The organism is Kribbella sp. NPDC104218 (genome assembly GCF_055584105.1).
Window position 1 is genome coordinate 2,544,336 of record NZ_JBVJMQ010000001.1, and the last position, 18,761, is coordinate 2,563,096.

Genomic DNA, 18,761 nt, shown 5'->3' on the forward strand with positions numbered 1-18,761 from the left:
TCTGCGCGGTTACAGCGTGGCAGGCCCGTAGATCGCGTGCGAGCGGTCGCTGCCGAAGGCCCAGTAGCGGTCGCCGTACGACCAGTGCCACCACTCGGTCGGGTAGTTCACCAGGCCGGCCGAGGTGAGGACGTCGGCGAGCAGCTCACGATTGTCCCGAGCCTCCCGGCTGATGTTGGTCGCGCCGAAGAAGCACGCGCCGTCGCTCTGCTCGGGTGTCGCGTCGATCTCGGTGCCCAGGTCGAGCGGTCCGCTCGCGCCGATCAGCGTCAGGTCGACCGCGGCGCCCGCGACGTGCGGCGCCACCTCGATCGGCGACACGAACCGGCTGGCCAGCCGCCGGACCTCGGCCTCGGCCATCCCCGGGTTCAGCGTGCGCAGCTCGGCGCAGTACCCGTCGTAGATCGCGCGCTGCGACTCCAGCGGCCGCAGCCCCTCGACGACGTGCAGCCGGATGCCGGACGGCAGGAACGCGTCCGCGATCGCGAGCCGCTCGACGACGCCTTCCCGGGCGTACTGCGTCCCGGACGCCGACAACCCGCGGGTCGCCAGGTCGACCAGCGGCTCACCGCTCTCGACGACGTCGATCCGGGTGATGCGCTCGTCGCTGATCAGCACCGTCACCGCTGCGCCACCGCGGTGTCGATCAGCACTCCGATGATGTCGGCGTAGGAGTAGCCGTTCGCGGCCCACATCCGCGGGAACTGCGAGGCCGGCGTGAAACCGGGCAGCGTGTTGATCTCGTTGACGACCGGGCCGCCGTCCGTCGGCAGGAAGAAGTCGACCCGGGCCAGACCGGCGCAGCCGAGGATCTCGAAGACCTCCAGCGCCGTTTGCTTCAGCTGCTCGGCCAGCTCGGGCTCGAGCGGCGCCGGGATCAGGAACTGGGTCGCGCTCTCGGCGTCGTACTTCGCGGTCGCGTTGAAGAACGGCTGCGCCGGGTCGGAGATGATCTCCAGCGCCGGGCCGACCTCGACCCGGCCGTCCGGGAACTGCAGGACGGCGAGGTCGATCTCGCGGCCGATCATCTCCTTCTCGACCAGGACCTGCGGGTCGAGCTCCGCGGCGGCGGCGATCGCGGCGCCGAGCGAGGCCAGGTCGGTGGCGCGGCCGACGCCGAAGCTGGAGCCGCCGTTCGCGGGTTTCACGAACACCGGGAAGTCGACGTCCGCGGCCTTGAGCTTCTGCAGCGCGCCCTCGGCGTCCCGGGTCTCGGCGCCGAACAGGCGGACGCCGGGCGTCACCGGGATGCCGTTCGCGCGCAGCACGGCCTTGGTCAGGTGCTTGTCGAGGCCGACCGCGCTGGCGGTGACGCCGCTGCCGACGTACGGGACCTTGAGCTGCTCGAGGAAGCCCTGCAGGCGGCCGTCCTCACCGCCCTCGCCGTGCAGCCCGATCAGGACGACGTCGACCGAGCGGAGGATGTCGATGGTCTCGTGCAGGCCGTCGGCCCACTCGTCGGCGCGGTCGAGGACGAGCGGTACGGCGGTGTGCCCGAGCTCGGTCACCGCGTCCGCGATCCCGCGACCGCTGGCCAGTGACACGTCGTGCTCGGGGCTGGCGCCGCCCATGACGACCGCGACCTTCATCGAGTTGCCTCCTGATAGCGGCGCGGCACCCGGGTGCCGATACCGCAGTAGATGTCGTGCGGGATGGTGCCGGCCCAGTCGGCCCACTCCTTGGCGGTGGGCTCACCCTGCGAGCCGTCGCCGAAGATCGTCACCGGTTCACCGGGGTCGACCGCGGCGGCACCCGCGTCGACCACGAACTGGTCCATCGCGATCCGCCCGACGACGGGCATCCGGACCCCGCGGCACAGCACACTAGCCTGCCCGGCGGTGACCCGCGGAATCCCGTCGGCGTACCCGACCGGGACCAGGAGCACGGTGGTGTCGCGCTCGGCGACGAAGTCGTGGCCGTACGAGACGCCCTCGCCGGCCCGGATCCGGCGGACCTGGGCGGCCTTGCTCATCAGCCGCATCGCGGGCCGCAGGCCGATCCCGGTCTCGTCGATGCCGTACAGCCCGGCGCCGATCCGGATCAGGTCCAGCTCGGGGGCGTCGAGCGTGATCGCACCGGCCGAGTTGGCCAGGTGCAGCACGCTCGGCGTCAATCCTGCGCGCCGGGCCAGCAGCACCCCGGTCCGGAGCAGCTGCAACTGCTTCCGGCTCTGGACGGCGTCGGGAGCGTCGCCGTGCGACAGATGCGACCAGATCCCCCGGACCACGAGCGTGCCGAGAGCCTCGTGGCGCGCCGCGGCCCGGGTGAGTTCGATCCACTGGTCAGGGGTGCTGCCGGCCCGGTGCAGACCGGTGTCCAGTTTCAGGTGGACATATTTCACGGCGGGTACGGAGGCTACCTGCTGCAGCTCGCTGACGGTGGAGACACTCACGTCGACGTCCATGTCGCCGAGCAACATCAGCTCGGCGGCGTCGTACAGCCAGGTCAGCAGCGGAGCGGTCAGACCGGCCGCGCGCAGCTGCAGCGCCTCGTCGGCCCGGGCGACGCCCAGCCAGGTCGCGCCCGCCTCGATCGCGGCCCGGGCCACCGGGACGGCGCCGTGGCCGAACGCGTCGGCCTTGACCACCGCCAGCACGTCCTGCCGCGGGGCCAGCCGACGGAACGTCCGGACGTTGTCACGGATCGCCGACAGGTCGATCACCGCCTCGGAGAGGCCGGCGATACCCACCGGCGCCGGACGCTGCCGGGCCTGGACCACGTTCATGTTCCTCATTGTTGTAGCTGGCAACCATCAACTGCATCGGATCGCGGACGGATGTTGCGGAGATCTTGCGTACGACCTGAGTCGTACTCCTGATCTGACGCCGAGCTCCCACTCATGGTTCACCGTTCGCCCCCAACACCTTCGCCGGGGACGGCCGCTGAGACAAATCCGCGACTCTCGGTAGTCAGATGCTACTGAGAGTTGCTGCCAGGTCGCCGCGTGCCGGAGTCGGCCCGGTCGCCGTCACCAGGATCGCCTCGGTCGACCAGTCGAGTGCCTGATAGAGGCGCGTGCCGACGTCGGTGGCCATCAACAGGCCGTGGTCGGCGCCGCGTTCGCTCGCGCGCCGGACCAAGCTGTCCATGACGACCCGGCCGAGGCCGCGCCGCTGGTGGGCCACTTTGGTCTCGATATCGTGCATGACCACATCGGAGCCGACCACGGCTGCCATCCCATGAGCGGCGACGCTGCCGTCCTCGGCATGCACATGCACATAGATCAGCGGGCCCTCATCGACGACGAGGACGTCGTACGCCGGCGGCGCTGTCGCGACCGGATGGCCCGCGAGCGGCCGGGTCATCAGCGTCTTCAGCTCGTCGAACGGCTGCAACCCGACGGCGCTGAACTGCTCGGCGACGGCCGCGGCGTCCTGCGCGGTCGTGGTTACGGTGAGCCAGGTCGTCTCGGTGGCAAGCGGCGCCAGGCGCTCGACGTAGTCCGCGGAGGAGGCGAACAGCTCGCGTTCCCGGCTGGGTGCGTTGATCTGGGCGAAGATCGCCTCGACGTACTCAACTGGGGGTTCGAGTCCCCGACACAGCCGCCAACCTGCGATCCAACGCCTCACCAGCTCCATGGGCGGGAGTGTATTTCGCGGTCAGGTCCCCAGGACGAAGGTCTGAATCGCGACCACGGCGGCTCCGCGGGCCCACTCGGTGAAGTCGGCGGGCTGCAGCACCATCGGCAGCTCGACGCCGGACGGATGCCGATCGGCGTGCAGGCCGGCGAGCAGCTCGGCCCGGGCGACCTCGGCCAGCCGGACGCCCTCGCCGCCGAGGACGACGAGCTCGGGCATGGTGAAGTTCGCGGCGGCGGCGATCAGCCGGCCGAGCGCGCGACCGGCCTCGCTGATCACGGGCTGGGCCGCGGGGTCGCCCTTCGCGGCCAGGTCCAGGCACTCTTCGTAGTCGACCGGACGGCCCAGCGCGGCGCCGATCCGGTCGGTGATCGAGCCGACCGTGAGCAGGCTCATCGCGCAGCCGCGGTGCCCGCGATCGCAGCGCGGCCCGTCCGGGACGAGCGGATGGTGGCCGATCAGGCCGATGCTGGTGTCCGGGCTCTCGACCGTCCGGTTGTGGACGACGAGGCCGTAGCCGACGCCGGCGCCGATCGTGATCAGCGCGAACCGGTCGGTACCGCGGCCCGCGCCGAACCAGTGGGTGGCCTCGGTCAGCGCGTTCAGGTCATTCGCGACCACGACCGGCGTACCGGTCCCGGCGGCGAGCAACTCACCGAGCGGGACGTCGACCCAGTCCAGGTACGGGCCCCAACGAACCTCCGAGCCGTTCGCCACCCGGCCGCCGAGCGTGACGCCGAGCCCGCTCAACGACCCAGCCGCCTGGGCTGCCAGCTCATCGGTCAGCTCGAGGACCAACGCAGCCACCTCGGACGGCGTGTGATCGGTCAACGGCCGCTCGACACTCGCGATCACCTCGGCCCGCAGCGTGGTCAGGACGCCGATCGCCGTGTCGCCGGTCAGTTTGACGCCGACGAAGTGATGCGCCGCCGGATCCAGATCCAACGGCTGCGACGGCCGGCCGACCCGAGCGTCCGGCGTCTCGACGTCCACCTCGACCAGCAGGCCGGACTCGACCATCGGCTTGGTCAGCCGGGTCAGGCTCCCGGGGGACAACCCCACCCGCCGGGAGAGTTCGGCGCGCGACAACGGCCCGTCCAGCAGGATCTCCAGCGCCACCTGCTGGGACGGCCCGTCCAGCGGTCGCCAACTCCCCATTCGGTCAGCTTAATTCTTTGATCCTGCGTTCCAGCCGCCGGAGCCGGGTGGCGCGGCTGCTGGTCGCGGCGAGCGCGAAGAGCGCACACAGCATCACCAGCAGCCCGGGCATCGGGTGCGAGATCACGAGCAGCATCACCAGCCCGGTGCCCACCAGCAGTCCGGCGGCGATCCGCAGCCGGATGATGTCCGTCCGCAGTCGCTGCGCGACCCATACCAGTTCGATGCTCATCAGGCCGAGCATCCCATCCGGCCGGGGTCTCAGTGGGGGAGCTTGCGGGTGTCGATCAGGTGTTGCGCGACATCGCGGAGTTTGGTGTTGGTGTCCTGGGAGTAGCGCTTGAGGATCGCGAAGGCGCGATCGCCGTCCACGTCGAACCGCTCCATCAGGATGCCCATCGCCTGGCCGACCAGCTTGCGGGCGTCGACCGCCTGCGCCATCGTCTCCTCGTGCCGGGCTGCGGCGAGCGCGACCGACGCGTGCCGGGCGAGGATGTGGGCGATCGCCTCGTCGTCCTCGGTGAAGGCGTCCGGCTCCGGGCTGTAGAGGCCGAGGACGCCGACCGTCAGGCGGGCCGCGTCACCCGTCGCCAGCGGGACGTCGAGCACGCTGCGGACGCCGAGCGCGGCGACCTTCGCCGCCCACTCGGGCCAGCGGCCGTCGGCGTCGGTGTCGCGGATCAGGATCGTCGACCGGTCCCGCAGCGCGGTGACCAGCGGCCCTTCGTCATTGGTGATCTGCAGGCCGTAGACGTCCGCGACGACCGGATCGGTCACCGCGGCGATCTCCGGACTGCCACCGCGCGTGTACAGCGCGACACCGGCGTACGTACAGTTCAGCGCTTGCAGGGCGAACTGGACGACGGCCTCGATCGTCTCCTCGACGCCGGGGGCGTCGTGCATCTCGATCGCCAGCCGGGCAAACGCATCCGCCGAGGCTGCGGCGAGATCCTGCTCGGTCAACGGGGGCTCCAACGGTCTCAATTACTTCGGCGTACCCCGGGCCGGGGCGGTCCGCAGGAGACATCATGCAGCCTGGAGCCTGGGGAGCGGCAGTAGGGTTGCGAATATGGCGGACTTCCCGGCCTTGCTGAGCGGCCGGACGAATTGGCGACGGGAGTTCGCGGCGCCGATGCGCTCCTTCTTGCGCACCGAGGCCGGCAGCTCCGGCGTCCTGGCGGCAGCCATCCTGCTCGCGCTGTTGTGGGCCAATCTGGCCCCGGCGTCGTACGACGATTTCTGGCGCACGGAGCTCTCCTTCGTGTTCGGCCATCGCGAATTCGGCCTGGAGTTGCGGGAGTGGATCAACAGCGGGCTGATGACGCTGTTCTTCCTGGTGGTCGGGCTGGAGGCGCGCCGCGAGTTCGACCTCGGCGACCTGCGCGACCGCAGCCGCTTCGTCCTCCCGGTGCTCGCCGGCGTCTCCGGGATGGCCGCGCCGATCCTGATCTACCTGGCCTTCAACGCCGGGACGGACACCGCGCACGGCTGGGGCGTCGCGATGTCGACCGACACCGCCCTGGCGCTCGGTCTGCTCGCGCTGGTCGGCCGCGGCGTCCCGGATCGGGTCCGGGTCTTCCTGCTGACGGTGTTCGTCGTCGACGACCTGCTGGCGCTGGTCGTGATCGCGGTCGTCTACAGCGAGAACATCGAGCTGATGCCGTTGGCGATCGCGCTGGTCGCGTTCGGCGTCGTCCTCGCGCTCTCGCTGCTGCGCGTCCGCAACCCTTGGGTGTACGTCGTTCTCGGCGTGATCACCTGGGGTGCGCTGCTCACCAGCGGCGTCGACCCGGTCGTGGCCGGGCTCGCGATCGGTTTGACGGCGCCGGCGTACTCGCCCGGTAGGGAGGAGCTGGAGCAGGCGAGCGGGCTGTTCCGGGTCTTCCGCGAGCAGCCGACCCCCGAGCTGGCGCGCTCGGCGACGGTCGGGCTGACGGCCACGATCTCACCGAACGAGCGGCTCCAGTTCCTCTACCACCCGTGGACGTCGTACCTGATCGTGCCGATCTTCGGTCTGGCCAACGCCGGCGTCACGATCGATGCCGCCTTCCTCGGCCGGGCCTTCACATCACCGGTCACACTCGGCATCCTGATCGGCTACGTCGTCGGCAAGCCGCTCGCGGTGATAGTGGTGTCCTGGCTGCTCGACCGGTTCTCCCGCGGCCGCTACGGACCGCAGGTCGGTTGGGCGGCGGTGGCCGGCAGCGGAACGATCGCCGGCATCGGCTTCACCGTGTCGTTGCTGATCGCAACGATCGCGTTCGAGGGGCCGGCGCTGGCCGAGGCGAAGATCGGGTTGCTCTCCGCGGTGATCGTGTCATCCGCGGTGACCTGGGCGGTCTTCCGCGCGGTCAAGCTGCTCAGCCCGCCGCGGAAGGCGCTCGCGCTACTCGGCCGCGCCGACGAGCTGATCGACCTGGTCGACCTGGTCGATCCCGAGATCGACCACGTCCGCGGTCCGGAGAATGCGACCGTGACGCTGGTCGAGTACGGCGATTTCGAGTGCCCGTACTGCGGGATCGCGGAGTCCGTCGTCCGGGATCTGCTGACCGACGACGACCTGCGGTACGTGTGGCGGCATCTGCCGCTGTCCGACGTCCATCCGCGGGCGCAGATCGCGGCCGAGGTCGCCGAGGCCGCGCACGCGCAGGGCGCGTTCTGGGAGATGCACGACCTGCTGCTGGCCAACCAGGACAACCTGCAGCCGCGGGATCTGATGGGGTACTCCAAGCAGCTCGGTCTGGACGACGACCGGATCCACGACGAGGTGAAGCGGCATGTCGCCGCCGCGCGCGTCGCCCGGGACGTCGAGTCGGCCGATCTGAGCGGGGTCTCCGGGACGCCGACGTTCTTCATCAACGGCCGCCGGCATTACGGCGCCTACGACGTGGAGACGCTCAAGCAGGCGATCAAGGTCGCACGGGCACGGGCGAAGATCGACCAGCACTATGGCTGAATCTTGATGTAGCAGGTCATTTCCGCCACTTCTCAGCGCGGAGATGGACTCCGATGCTGGGTGCATGACCGAACAGAGTGCAGCTGTCGCCCACTTCGCCGGGCGGCTAGCTTTCGAGACCGATGTTTCCGACGTGGCGGCCGAGGTTGGAGCGCGGACGCCGGGGTGGGTGCTGATCGACAGCCGGAGTCAGGAGAGCTGGGATCAGGGGCATGTGCCCGGCGCGGTTCATCTGCCGACGCGGGAGATCGCGGCGCACGCGGCGGACGTCGTACCAGTCGGGGTGCGGGTGGTGACGTACTGCTGGGGGCCTGGGTGCAACGGCGCGACGCGGGCGGCGTTGGAGTTTGCTCGGTTGGGGTACTCGGTCAAGGAGATGATCGGCGGTTTCGAGTACTGGGTCCGGGAGGGATTGCCGGTCGAGACCGCTGCCGGGATCGAGCGGCGGCAGTCCGATCCGCTGACCGCTCCGGTGGGCATCGCCTGCGCATGCTGAGATGAATAACCATTCATTTCGTTGCAATTCGATCCGGGGAGTTCTAGGCTCGGAGAGGTGATGACAACAGTCGGGATCGACCACCTGATGAATCGCTGCTGGCCCGCCGTGGACAGCACCGAGCTTGACGGCTGGCTGGTCCGACGAACGGCCGGCGTCACCCTCCGGGCGAACTCGGTACTCCCGGCCGGCCTGCCGGGTGATCTCGGCAAGGCCTTGGACTACGTGGAATCGCTGTACCAGGCGCACGGCATCAAGCCGTCGTTCCAGATCAGCCCGGCGGCCCAGCCGACCGATCTGGATACCCACCTCGAAGCCCGCGGCTACCAGCTGAAGAACCCGACGCTCGTCCAGTGCGCCGCGATCGCCGACGTCCTCGCGGTGCTCCCGTTGTCGCCGACCGAGGTGAATATTTCCACGTCGCCCAGTGCGGAGTGGACGGACTTCTGGTGGGGTTCGGACGGTCACGGCGGCGCTGCCGAGCGGGCCACGGCTCGACAGATCCTGGTTGGCGGCTCGGCTCTGTATGCCGACGTTCGTGTGGCGGGCCGGATCGTCGCGATCGGCCGCCTCGCGCTCGCCGACGGCCGGCTCGGCGCGATCGACGCCACTGGCTGGTCCGGCCTCTACTGCATCGCGGTCGACGAAGCCTTCCGTCGGCAGGGCCTGGCCCAGGCGGTCATCCGCGGCTTGTTGCACGAGGCAACAAACCGCGGCTTCGACCAGGTCTTCCTCAGCGTCCTGGCCGACAACGCCCCCGCCCTGGCCCTCTACGAGCGCTTCGGCTTCAGCACCGTCTCCCGCTACCACTACCGCACCCTCGCCGGACCAACGAACGGGTAGAGGTAGGCCCGGGGGCCGGCCGCTGCGCTCGCCAGGGTCCGGCCCGGGTGCCTACTACCCGTTGGTCCGTACGCACTACAGCGTGATCTTTTCCAGGTGATCAAGCACGACGAACTTGGCGCCGCTCTTCTCGACCGAGGTGCGGAGCGGCGTCAGGTCCGTCCACGGGACGCTCGGTTCGCCGAGGGGTTTGTCGAAGTCGTCCCAGTGCGTGGCCAGAGCGGTCTTGACCGGGCGGATCGTCTCGAAGAGGCGGTCGGTGATCCCGGGTTCGCCGCCGGGGGCGACGAAGACGGCGTCCACCTCCAGGTCACGCAGGGCGTTCGGGTCGAAGTTCGCCGTGCTCAGGCTGAGGATGCGCAGGCCGCCGATCGTGATCACGTAGGCGAGCGTGCCGCCCTCGACCAGGTCCTCGATCACCCGCGGGCGCGGCGGGACGCCGTCCAGGTGGTAGCCGGGCCAGACGTAGTTGTGCCGCTTGCCGCCGCAGGAGTGCAGCGACGGGAAGACCTCGATCGTGAACCCGCCGAAGTCGAAGTACTCGCCGCCGCGGACCGGCGACATCAGCTCGGCCGGCGTGCGCATCGCCTTGAGCTGGTTGACGTGGGTCTGGGTGCCGATGACGGTCGCGTCGGTCTTCGCGGCGACGTACGGGACGTCGGCCATGTGGTCGTAGTGGCCGTGGTGGACCAGGATCGCGTCGGCGGTGCTGAGGTGCCGGTCGATCACCGCCCGGTCGATCACCAGCTTGGCCTTCGGGTTGACCCCCTCCGGCGAGAACGTGCCGGTCTTGAACCGGGTCAGCCAAGGGTCGGTCAGCACGATGTGCTTCCCGCAGCGGATCTGCCAGGCGTGCGTGCCGAGCCAGGTGAACTCGACCGGCTCCCGCTTGGCCGTCTGCTGCTTCGGCGCTTCCGCGGCGGTCGCCTGCCGGACCGCCCCCGCGCCGACCGCGGCCGCGCCTGCTGCCGCCGCTCCTGCCAGCATCCCTCGTCGACTCACTGCCACTGGTCCGTCTCCTCACTGCTCAGCGTTCGGAGCCTCCAGTCAAAGCGAGTGCTTGACCGCATGTCGAATATGCTCTGGAGCATGAGGCAAGTGCCTGGAGATATCACCGCAGGTCAGCGACGTCATGCTGACTGAGCGGCACCTCCAGATTTTCGTCGCGCTGGCCGAGGAGCAGCACTTCGGCGACGCCGCCCGCGTCGTCGGCATCACCCAGCCGCCGCTGTCCCAGGGCCTGCGCCGGCTCGAGGCGCTGATCGGCGCGAAGCTCTTCGACCGCGGCGCGGGCGGCGTCGAGCTGACCGCCGCCGGCGCCGCACTGCTTCCGTACGCCCGCCGCGCCCTCGGCTCGATCGACGAACTCCGGCAGGCCGCAGAGGGCCGGGACGGCGAAGGCCCGGAGATCCGGCTCGGCCTGGCACCCGAGGTGCCACCAGCCGCCGGAGCAGCGGTCGCAGCGGCTTGTGGGACGGCGTTCCCGGGTTCCCGCGTCACTGTGGTCTCTGGGCCGACCACCTCCCTGGTTGGTCAGGTGTCAGCGGGCCGACTGACGCTGGCCGTCGTCCTGCATCCAGCCGTCCTGGACGGGCTGGAGGCGGGTCCGGTGCGCTTGCTGCCGACCTGGGCGCTCGTGCCCGGCGATGGGGAAGGCGAATCGACGCTTTCGGAGCTTGGCGACCTGCCGATCGCCGTCCGACCGCGTGCCGAGGCGCCAGCTGCGCGGGACCTGTTTCTGGACACGCTGGCGCTGCACCGGCCGGACGGCGGCACAGTGGTAGTCACCGACGACCGGGCCGGGCTGGCAATGGCTGCCGCTGGTCAAGCGATCCTGGTGACCGCAGACCCGTCGTTGGCCGCTCCCGGAGTCGGACGGCGGCGGCTGGTCGACGATCCGCTGCCGACCCGGCTGCGGCTGGTGTGGTCCCGCACCCGGACCCCGTTCGCCCGCCCGGCCGATGTGATGGCCCAGCTCTCGGAGGCGTTGTCGTGAACGCCTTCCGAGCCGTCTTCGAGGACGCCGGCGTCCGCGGCTGGCTGCATGCGGTCGCGGTCGACCGGCCGGATGCGGCGATCGAGCTGGACGCCGACGTCGTCGTCCCGATGGCTTCGGTCTACAAGCTGCCGCTGTTGGCCGCCTTCTGTCGGCTGGTCGACGACGGCGTCCTTGATCCGCGGGAGCGGCTGACGCTCGATCCGACGTCCAGGACGGCTGGTCCGACCGGCATCTCGCTGTTCGCGGATCCGGTGACGATGTCGCTGCGCGATCTGGCCGTGTCGATGATGACGGTTTCCGACAATGCGGCCGCGGACGCTCTGCTCGACGTAGTCGGCCTGCAGCGGTTGGCCGAGCTGCTCGATTCCTTCGGTCTGCAACGGACGTGGGTACGCCGAGGCACCGCGGACAACCTGCGCGACCTGCAACGGCGTACCGGGCTCGACACCGCGGACGCCGCACTCGCTCTGCTGGCCGACAACGACCGGACCACCCCGGACGGCGTCTACGAAGCGGCCAACGCGTCCGCCTCCTCGACGCGGGACATGACGCTGCTGTTGCGGCAGCTCTGGACCGGCTCACTGCTGTCGGAGGCTCAGACGGCTTTCGTGAAGGCGACCATGCACCGGCAGATCTTCCAGCACCGGTTGGCCTCCGGCTTCCCGCACGACACCATCGGCGTCGCAGGTAAGACCGGCACCTTCGGCTCGCTCCGCCACGAGGTCGGCGTCGTCACGATGCCCGGCGGCGACGCCTACGCGATCGCAGTGTTCACGCTGACGGCCCGCGCCGACTTCCGCCAGCCGCGCGCCGACGCCACGATCGGCGCCGCCGCGCAGCTGGCGGTCAATCGGCTCAGACGTCGATGACGGCGTACGCCTCGATCTCGACGATCGCGTCCGGGCGGAACAGGCCGACCACCTGTACCGCCGTGCTGGCCGGTGGGTTGGCGGTGTCGACGTACTCGTCGCGGACCCGCCGGATGCTGGGCAGCGCGCCGAGATCGGTCATGTAGTAGTTCAGCTTCACCACGTCGGACCAGACCGCGCCGGCGGCCTTGAGGGCTGCGTCCAGGTTGGCGAAAACCTGGCGGGTCTGCGCCTCCGCGTCGCCCGCGCCGACGAGAGCGCCGTCGGCGTCGAGGGCGACCTGCCCCGCGATCGCCACCCATTGCCCCGCGCCGGTGACGACATGGCTGTAACCATTGCCCGGAGCAACGCCTTCGGGCCGCGGGTGTTCGAGCTTGCTCATCCAGCCTCCTTCAGTTGACCTTTCGCAGCCTAGGCTCGTTCGGGTGCGGATCCGCAACGTTTTCCTGACGCTGACAATGCTGGCGACCTGCCTCGTGGCTGTGCCCGCGCGGGCCGCGGCCTTCCTGCCCGTCGATCCGGGGGCGGCGGGGAAGTACGGCGTCGCCGTCAGTGAGTACAACCTGGGCGATCGGGTGGCCGAGATTCCGGCGTTCAAGATCAAGAGCGAGCTGGTCGGCCGGGTCTACACGCCGGTCGGGGATTCCGGCCGGCGGCCGCTGGTGCTGTTCCTGCACGGGATCCATGCGGCCTGCTACGGCAACGACGACCCGGGCGAGTGGCCGTGCCCGAAGGGGACGAAGCCGGTGCCGAGCTACCGCGGGTACGACGCCCCCGCGAAAGCGCTGGCCAGCCACGGCTATCAGGTCGTCTCGATCAGCGCGAACGCGATCAGCGTCGCGGACTTCGACACCCAGCTGACCGGCTCGCTGGCCCGGGCGGAGCTCGTGCTCGCGCATCTGCGGCTGTGGCAGCGCTGGTCGACGTCCGGTGGCGGGCCGTTCGGCCGGGCGTACGTCGGCCGGGTCGACCTGCAAAGGGTCGGGCTGATGGGGCACTCGCGCGGTGGCGAAGGTGTCGCGCGGGCCGCGCAGCTGAATGCCGCGCTGGGGGAGCCGTTCGGGATCCGCGCGGTCCTGCCGCTGGCGCCGGGCAACTTCCTGCGGCCGAACCTGCCCGGTATCGCGCTCAGCGTGATCCTGCCGTACTGCGACGGCGACGTGAGCGACCTGTTCGGACAGCGGTACTACGACGATTCGCGGTACTCGATGACCCGCGACCCGGCCGCGCGCTCGACCGTCCTGATCATGGGGGCCAATCACAACTTCTTCAACACCGAATGGACGCCGGGCCGTTCGGTCGCGCCTTCTGAGGATGACTGGCGGGTCGCGGGTGATCCGTGCGGTAAGGGCTCGAAGCAACGACTCTCGGCTGTTGAACAGGAGGCGGCCGGACGGGCCTATATTGCTGGGTTCTTCCGCCTTGAGCTCGGTGGTGAGCGAGCGTTGTTGCCCTTGCTGGACGGCTCGGGAACGCGGGCTCGCTCTGCCGGGCGGGCGGTGGTTTCGGTGGTCGCGCAGTCGCCGGATCGGTACGACGTCGCTCGGCTCGACTCGGCGTCCGGCGTCCTGAGTGGTTCGGTTCGGCGTCGGCTGTGTGCTCAGGACTGCGTGCGGGACGGGTACGGGCGGACGCCGCACTGGACGACGATTTCGCCGACCGAGACGGCGCCGACGACGCGGGTGACCGCGCTGAGCTGGACGGGGAAGGACGGGCGGCTGCGATTCGACCTACCGGCGGGGCATCGCGACGTCCGCCGGTACTCGACGTTGTCGTTGCGAGTGGCAACAGAAGCGTCGACTTCGTTCTCGGTGCGCATGGTGGACGGGCGTGGGCGGGCGGCCAGTACGCCGGTGTCGGTGCGGCCGTTGCCGGGGAAGGTCGAGGATCTGCTGCCCAAGGTGATGTTGCAGACCGTCCGGGTGCCGTTGACGGGCGTTGATCTGCGCGACGTGCGGTCGGTGGAGATCCGGACTGATCGGGTCGCACGCGGTACGGCGTACTTCTCGGATCTGGCGTTCTCGAAGCCGGCTTTGAGTCGGCCGCGGCAGTTGCCGGTGCTGACGGTGGCCGATGTGGACATGCGGGAAGGGGATTCCCGGACGGCGGACTTCCAGGTGCGGCTCTCGCGGGTGAGCCCACGGCCGGTGTCGTTCTGGGCGGAGACGTCGGGGGACACGACCGACGTGGTCGGGTCGTTCCACGGGCTGGTGACGATCCCGGCGGGACGGCGGACGGCGACGGTCAAGGTGCCGGTGCGGGCGAACGCGCGGGACGGGCTGGACCAGCGGTTCATCCTGGTGCTGTCGGGGTCGCGGGAGGCGATCATCGGGCGGTCGCTGGCTGAAGGGCTGGTCCGGGACGACGATCCGACGCCGACCGTGACGATCGGGCCGGGCGTCGGGACCGAGGGGCGTGGCGGGGTGGTGTTCCCGATGAAGCTGTCGGCGCCGTCCGATCGGGGTGCCGATCTGACCGCTGAGTTGCGGAGCGGGACGGCCAAGCTCGGGGCGGACTTCCTGGATCCCGACGGTGGGCTGTACCCGCAGATCGAGCCGGGGAAGACGAGCGGGCAGTTCGTCGTACCGATCAAGGACGACAAGCTGCGGGAGCAGGCGGAGACGTTCACGGTGGTGATCACTGCGGCGGATGGCGCCGTCACCCGGCTGCCGTTGCGGGTCACCGGCACCATCCGCGACAACGACTAGCTGGTCGGTAGTCCTTCGACCGGTGATGACGCCAGGCCCGAGTGCCAGCGGCGGGGGACGCGACCGGCCAGGCGGGCGGCCCGGCCCGCGCTGACGGCGTCCCGCATGGCGGCCGCCATCAGGGCCGGCTTCTCGGCGCGGGTGACCGGGGTGGCCAGCATGACCGCCGAGCAGCCGAGCTCCATCGCGAGGGCGGCGTCGCTCGCCGTGCCGATCCCGGCGTCCACGATGACCGGGACCTGCGCGGCCTCGGTGATCAGCGACAGGTTGTGCGGATTGCGGATGCCGAGGGCGGAGCCGATCGGGGCGGCCAGCGGCATCACGGCAGCGCAGCCCGCCTGCTCGAGGCGACGGGCCAGGATCGGGTCGTCGTTGGTGTAGGGCAGGACGGTGAAACCGTCGGCGACCAGGGTCTCGACGGCGTCCAGGAGTTCGACCGGATCCGGCAGCAGGAGGTGGTCGTCGGCAACGACCTCGACCTTGATCAGGTCGGTGCCGAGCGCCTCGCGAGCCAGCCGGGCGGTCAGGACGGCCTCGGCCGCGGTGTGGCAGCCGGCCGTGTTGGGTAGGACCTCGATGCCGTGCCGCTTGAGCACGTCGAGGACCGAACCCTCGTGTCCCGTGCCCAGCCGGCGCATCGCGACCGTGGTCAATTGGGTGCCGGAGGCAACGAGCGCCTCTTCCATCACTTCCAGGTTGGCCGAGCCGCCGGTGCCCATGATGAGCCGGGAGCTGTACGTGCGGCCGCCGAGCTCGAACGGATCGTCCATCTCAGCCGCCCTGCACCGCGCCGACGATCTCCACCCGGTCACCCGCGGTGAGGATCGTCCGGGACCACTCGTCCCGGGTCAGCACACTCTGGTTCACCGCGACCGCGATCCCGGTCCGCCGGTCGGACACCTCCTCGACCAGCTCCGCCACGGACCGCCCGGCCCCGCGACTGGTCGCCGTCCCGTTCACCCACACCGCATCGTCGTCCATTGCTTCCTCCCTACGCCGGTATTACCCGATTCAGGTTCAGCGGTCGGCGACGCCGGCTCTGTCGCCCTCTCAGCCCGCTCCGGTGCGAGCTCCCGCGGTTGCTGGTCCTGATTTTAGTGTCCTGTCAGCAATGTGGCCAATCTGGATCTCAGTCCTCACAGCCGAGGCCGTCCTTGTCGGCGTCCAGGCGGTAGATATCCGAGCCGGTGACCTCGACCGGGCCATCGACGTACTCGGGCCCGTTACCCGACCCGCCGGAACAGTCGACGTCACTCGCGATGGGGACGCAGCCGCTGTAGTTCGGGTCGCACTCGTTCGATGTACTCGCCTCGACCTTCGTCCCGACGACCGTCACCTTCGACACCGGCTGCTTCGACACCTCCTGCCGAACGAGGCGCTTGGCCGTCGCCTTGGCCCCGACGTACGTCACCTCATACGTCATCTTGCGCTCGCCGGCCACACCCGCCGTCCGCACTGCCCGCTCGCCTTTCGGCATCGAGCTGTCCGTCACGGTCTTCGACTTGAACGGGATCGTCCGGTACTCGACCACCCTCTTCTTGCTGGTCTGGACCGGCTTTGGCTTCGAGACCGTTGGACTCTTCGGTGTCGGCTGGACGGTCGGTGTCGGCTGGACGGCGACTCGGCCGCCTGCGACCGCGGCCGGCTCGCCTTCCGCCGTACCGCACCCTGCGATCAGCACCCCGACACCCGCAACGGCAACAACAAAACGCCACACAATGCCCCCCAATCCGCCGGCGGTTCCCCCCGCGGCGGAATTGTCAGCGCCCGGTGTATCCGGGCGAAGACAACTGCTTACACCCGGATCGGCCGCGCGGCCAGGCCTCAGGCCACCCCGACCCCGCTCAATGCAGCGCAGGCGATCCCGGTAGCCAGCCCGATCCAGGCCAGCGCGATCAGCGGACCCGCGGAGATCGACGGCTCGGGCAGCTGCAACCGAAGCACCGCGAACAACCGCTCCTCGGCCGGCCGGACCTCCCGCAACAACACCGCCGACGGATGCGCACCCACCGCATCGACGTCCTCGACCGCGGCCCGCGCGGCCTCCACCGCTGCCCGCACCACCGACACGATCACCGCCCCCGCCGCCACCGTCAGGACGCCGATCAGCGCGAACGTCGTCTCCGCCATCCCCGCCGTATCCGGAGCAAGCACCTCCCGCAGCACCTGCACCGACCACATCCCGAAGAACCCCAACACCCCCGCAGCCACCCCGACCCCCGCGAACACCGCCCCCAACGGATTCTGCGCCCGCACCACCGCCGCGAACTCCCGCGCGTCCCGCGCCAGATCCGGAGCGTCCGCCACCAGCCCCTCAGCGGCCGCCAACGCCTCCGCCCGAGCCCGCAACGTCACCCCCACCACAATCCGGTCGGCCAGCCCCATATCCGCCGCCAACCCCAAAATCTCCCGCCAGCCCCCCAGCACCTCCCCATGCCCCACCACAATCGCGCCCCGCCCCAAAACCCCCATACCGCCCCCTAGCCAAGCCGCCCCACAGCCTCACCAGTACTCCCCACCCCCCGACAGTACTCCCCCCACCACCCCCCGAACACCCTCAAACCCCACCCCACTCCCCACCCCACCCCCCAAACCTGCAACACTTACCCCACCCCCTTCACCACCGGGGCCTCTAGCTCAATTGGCAGAGCAGCGGACTTTTAATCCGCGGGTTGTGGGTTCGAGTCCCACGGGGCCTACCAGCACCAACTTCAAGGACACCGCCTCCGGCGGCGACTGTCCCTCTTGGCGCCTCCGGCGCGTCCGCTCCGGCGGTCCTGAGCTAGTCGCTCGATGACTGTTCGCCTGTGTCTGGCACTCCATTGCCTCGTGATGCCCCGAGTCGAGGTCGGCGTCAGCACGCTCTTGCCTTCGCGAAAAATTGTGCTTCACTGAGTACTAGTAGTCAATGAGTGCTCATGGAGGTTCGGATGTCGGTGATCGGCGAGCGTCGAACACAGCTCGGGCTCACTCAGCAGCAAGCAGCTGAGAAGGCCGGTGTCAGCCTGGCGACCTGGCGGCGATTCGAGCAGTCGCCTGGCCTTGGCATTCGTAGCGAAACACTTCGTGGGGTTCTGCTAGCGCTCCGCCTCAATCGTGAAGAATTCACAGCTCTCCTTGATCCAGGGCAGGCTGCACCCTCGGATCCCCGGTGGGCGGCTGAGGTGGCGAAACTGAATGAGCTATGGACCGATCGCATCGAGGGCCTGACTCCGCGCATGGTAGGTGCGCTCGAAACCACGCTCGACATGGGGCAACACATGCTGGAGTCCGAGCTGACAGGCAGCTACTTCGATCCGATGCAGCATTCGATTCTCGAAGAACTGGATCCGAGAATTTTCGTTGCTGTTGGCAATAACCTCCGTTGGTACCGGATGATCGCAGAGCGCATGCGGCACCTCGTGCAAGAGCTCGGCCGGGGCCGCTGGATCGACGAATCCTGTGAGTGTTTCGCTGATGCGGCGATTTTCGCCGCCGCCGTTCGATGCGCAGCGGAGACCTGGGACGACGACGAATCGGAGGGTGTGTGGCACGAGCTTGTCGACAACCTGGATGACAAGCTCCGAGACGATCGCTGGGGCTACATCGAGGAGCAGCTCGACGACCAGATCCCGTTTCGCGAGTGGGACTGTGTCTTCCCGGCGTACCGCAAGGCCCGCCTACTCATCGAGCGACGGCACCCTCATACCTGGTTCGACGAGCCCGACGAAGAGCTTCAGCAGTGGCGTGATCTGGCACCTTACCACGCCCTCGCTCAGGAGCTGGCTGGTCCTGGGTTCGTTCGCCCGTTAGCCATGCCTGATAAGGCCGCAACCCGGTGCCCGTGGGTTCCGTTCGACGAAGTAGAACTCGTCGTCCCGAAAGCAGTCGCTACAGCGGTCATGGCCTGGTCTGACAGCCAGGAGGAGAAGCGTGGCAACTGGCCGGACCCCCGTAAAGCGCAGCAACCTCACCCTCCTTGGCCCAGTCAGGACAACCCTGTCATGCGCTACCTACTCTGGAAGGCGGAAGCAAACATCGCCGCAGGGGTAAAGCCGGCAGAGGTGATGGTCGACCTCGCAGTAACCGCGTGGTTCGAGGGTGGCGTCGAAGGCTACGATCGCGGCCACCACGAGGCCCGCCGGAAAACCAAATAGCATCTCGATCGCGCCTAC

At 69.4% G+C, this 18,761-nt stretch carries 20 protein-coding genes, 1 tRNA gene and 1 riboswitch; of the genes, 8 read left to right on the forward strand and 13 right to left on the reverse strand.

What is annotated here, in order from left to right; all coding sequences use genetic code 11:
* Window positions 1-9 precede the first annotated feature (9 nt).
* The 7 genes from ACZ6ZD_RS12040 to ACZ6ZD_RS12070 form a co-directional block, all read right to left on the reverse strand.
* Window positions 10-624, reverse strand: coding sequence for a M15 family metallopeptidase (locus ACZ6ZD_RS12040; RefSeq protein WP_465671038.1), 615 nt, complete (start codon window positions 622-624; stop codon window positions 10-12).
* Window positions 621-1,589, reverse strand: coding sequence for a D-alanine--D-alanine ligase family protein (locus ACZ6ZD_RS12045; protein WP_465671040.1), 969 nt, complete (start codon window positions 1,587-1,589; stop codon window positions 621-623). Before ACZ6ZD_RS12045 ends, ACZ6ZD_RS12040 begins: the two co-directional genes overlap by 4 nt.
* Complete coding sequence (gene alr, locus ACZ6ZD_RS12050) at window positions 1,586-2,725, reverse strand: alanine racemase (protein WP_465671042.1); 1,140 nt, start codon at window positions 2,723-2,725, stop codon at window positions 1,586-1,588. Before alr ends, ACZ6ZD_RS12045 begins: the two co-directional genes overlap by 4 nt.
* Window positions 2,726-2,909: 184 nt before the next feature.
* Entirely contained in the window at window positions 2,910-3,578 is a 669-nt protein-coding gene (locus ACZ6ZD_RS12055; RefSeq protein WP_465671044.1) for a GNAT family N-acetyltransferase, read from the reverse strand.
* 21 nt (window positions 3,579-3,599) lie between these two features.
* On the reverse strand, window positions 3,600-4,736 hold the full coding sequence (locus tag ACZ6ZD_RS12060; protein ID WP_465671046.1) for an ROK family transcriptional regulator: 1,137 nt from the start codon (window positions 4,734-4,736) through the stop codon (window positions 3,600-3,602).
* Window positions 4,737-4,740: 4 nt separating this feature from the next.
* Entirely contained in the window at window positions 4,741-4,968 is a 228-nt protein-coding gene (locus ACZ6ZD_RS12065; protein ID WP_465671048.1) for a hypothetical protein, read from the reverse strand.
* Window positions 4,969-4,997: 29 nt separating this feature from the next.
* Entirely contained in the window at window positions 4,998-5,699 is a 702-nt protein-coding gene (locus tag ACZ6ZD_RS12070) for a GAF and ANTAR domain-containing protein (RefSeq protein ID WP_465671050.1), read from the reverse strand.
* Between the two features lie 106 nt (window positions 5,700-5,805).
* Here ACZ6ZD_RS12070 and nhaA point away from each other — a divergent pair, with 106 nt between their 5' ends.
* From nhaA to ACZ6ZD_RS12085, 3 genes are all read left to right on the forward strand, one after another.
* A complete protein-coding gene (gene nhaA / locus ACZ6ZD_RS12075; RefSeq protein WP_465671052.1) occupies window positions 5,806-7,692 on the forward strand; it encodes a Na+/H+ antiporter NhaA in 1,887 nt (628 codons plus the stop codon).
* A 64-nt stretch (window positions 7,693-7,756) separates the two neighbouring features.
* A complete protein-coding gene (locus tag ACZ6ZD_RS12080; RefSeq protein WP_465671054.1) occupies window positions 7,757-8,188 on the forward strand; it encodes a rhodanese-like domain-containing protein in 432 nt (143 codons plus the stop codon).
* A gap of 60 nt (window positions 8,189-8,248) precedes the next feature.
* A complete protein-coding gene (locus tag ACZ6ZD_RS12085; RefSeq protein WP_465672686.1) occupies window positions 8,249-9,031 on the forward strand; it encodes a GNAT family N-acetyltransferase in 783 nt (260 codons plus the stop codon).
* A gap of 75 nt (window positions 9,032-9,106) precedes the next feature.
* Here ACZ6ZD_RS12085 and ACZ6ZD_RS12090 read toward each other — a convergent pair whose 3' ends face one another.
* The gene (locus tag ACZ6ZD_RS12090) at window positions 9,107-10,033 is read right to left on the reverse strand and encodes an MBL fold metallo-hydrolase (protein WP_465671056.1); all 927 of its coding nucleotides are present in this window, start codon (window positions 10,031-10,033) and stop codon (window positions 9,107-9,109) included.
* 130 nt (window positions 10,034-10,163) lie between these two features.
* Here ACZ6ZD_RS12090 and ACZ6ZD_RS12095 point away from each other — a divergent pair, with 130 nt between their 5' ends.
* Entirely contained in the window at window positions 10,164-11,027 is an 864-nt protein-coding gene (locus ACZ6ZD_RS12095) for a LysR family transcriptional regulator (RefSeq protein WP_465671058.1), read from the forward strand.
* Window positions 11,024-11,899 carry a serine hydrolase gene (locus ACZ6ZD_RS12100; RefSeq protein WP_465671060.1) on the forward strand — a complete coding sequence of 292 codons (876 nt, stop codon included), beginning with the start codon at window positions 11,024-11,026 and terminating at the stop codon, window positions 11,897-11,899. The genes ACZ6ZD_RS12095 and ACZ6ZD_RS12100 overlap by 4 nt, the downstream gene beginning before the upstream one ends.
* Here the strand turns inward: ACZ6ZD_RS12100 and ACZ6ZD_RS12105 are convergent.
* A complete protein-coding gene (locus tag ACZ6ZD_RS12105) occupies window positions 11,886-12,281 on the reverse strand; it encodes a RidA family protein (protein WP_465671062.1) in 396 nt (131 codons plus the stop codon). The genes ACZ6ZD_RS12100 and ACZ6ZD_RS12105 overlap by 14 nt on opposite strands.
* Before the next feature lie 43 nt (window positions 12,282-12,324).
* Between ACZ6ZD_RS12105 and ACZ6ZD_RS12110 the strand changes: the two genes are divergently transcribed.
* Window positions 12,325-14,607: a Calx-beta domain-containing protein gene (locus tag ACZ6ZD_RS12110; protein WP_465671064.1), complete on the forward strand. Its 2,283-nt coding sequence runs from the start codon at window positions 12,325-12,327 to the stop codon at window positions 14,605-14,607.
* Here the strand turns inward: ACZ6ZD_RS12110 and ACZ6ZD_RS12115 are convergent.
* The 4 genes from ACZ6ZD_RS12115 to ACZ6ZD_RS12130 form a co-directional block, all read right to left on the reverse strand.
* Window positions 14,604-15,377 (reverse strand): thiazole synthase, encoded by a 774-nt coding sequence (locus ACZ6ZD_RS12115; RefSeq protein ID WP_171675624.1) that lies wholly within the window; start codon window positions 15,375-15,377, stop codon window positions 14,604-14,606. The two genes, ACZ6ZD_RS12110 and ACZ6ZD_RS12115, sit on opposite strands and share 4 nt — an antisense overlap.
* Window position 15,378: 1 nt before the next feature.
* On the reverse strand, window positions 15,379-15,588 hold the full coding sequence (gene thiS, locus ACZ6ZD_RS12120; protein ID WP_465671067.1) for a sulfur carrier protein ThiS: 210 nt from the start codon (window positions 15,586-15,588) through the stop codon (window positions 15,379-15,381).
* Window positions 15,579-15,694, reverse strand: a riboswitch (TPP riboswitch). (Overlaps the previous gene by 10 nt.)
* Window positions 15,695-15,736: 42 nt before the next feature.
* Entirely contained in the window at window positions 15,737-16,288 is a 552-nt protein-coding gene (locus ACZ6ZD_RS12125; RefSeq protein ID WP_465671069.1) for a G5 domain-containing protein, read from the reverse strand.
* A 143-nt stretch (window positions 16,289-16,431) separates the two neighbouring features.
* Window positions 16,432-17,079 carry a hypothetical protein gene (locus ACZ6ZD_RS12130; RefSeq protein WP_465671071.1) on the reverse strand — a complete coding sequence of 216 codons (648 nt, stop codon included), beginning with the start codon at window positions 17,077-17,079 and terminating at the stop codon, window positions 16,432-16,434.
* A 154-nt stretch (window positions 17,080-17,233) separates the two neighbouring features.
* Between ACZ6ZD_RS12130 and ACZ6ZD_RS12135 the strand changes: the two genes are divergently transcribed.
* Together ACZ6ZD_RS12135 and ACZ6ZD_RS12140 are read left to right on the forward strand one after the other, a co-directional pair.
* Window positions 17,234-17,309, forward strand: a tRNA-Lys gene (locus ACZ6ZD_RS12135).
* Window positions 17,310-17,537: 228 nt separating this feature from the next.
* Window positions 17,538-18,743, forward strand: coding sequence for a helix-turn-helix domain-containing protein (locus ACZ6ZD_RS12140; protein WP_465671073.1), 1,206 nt, complete (start codon window positions 17,538-17,540; stop codon window positions 18,741-18,743).
* Window positions 18,744-18,761: the final 18 nt, after the last annotated feature.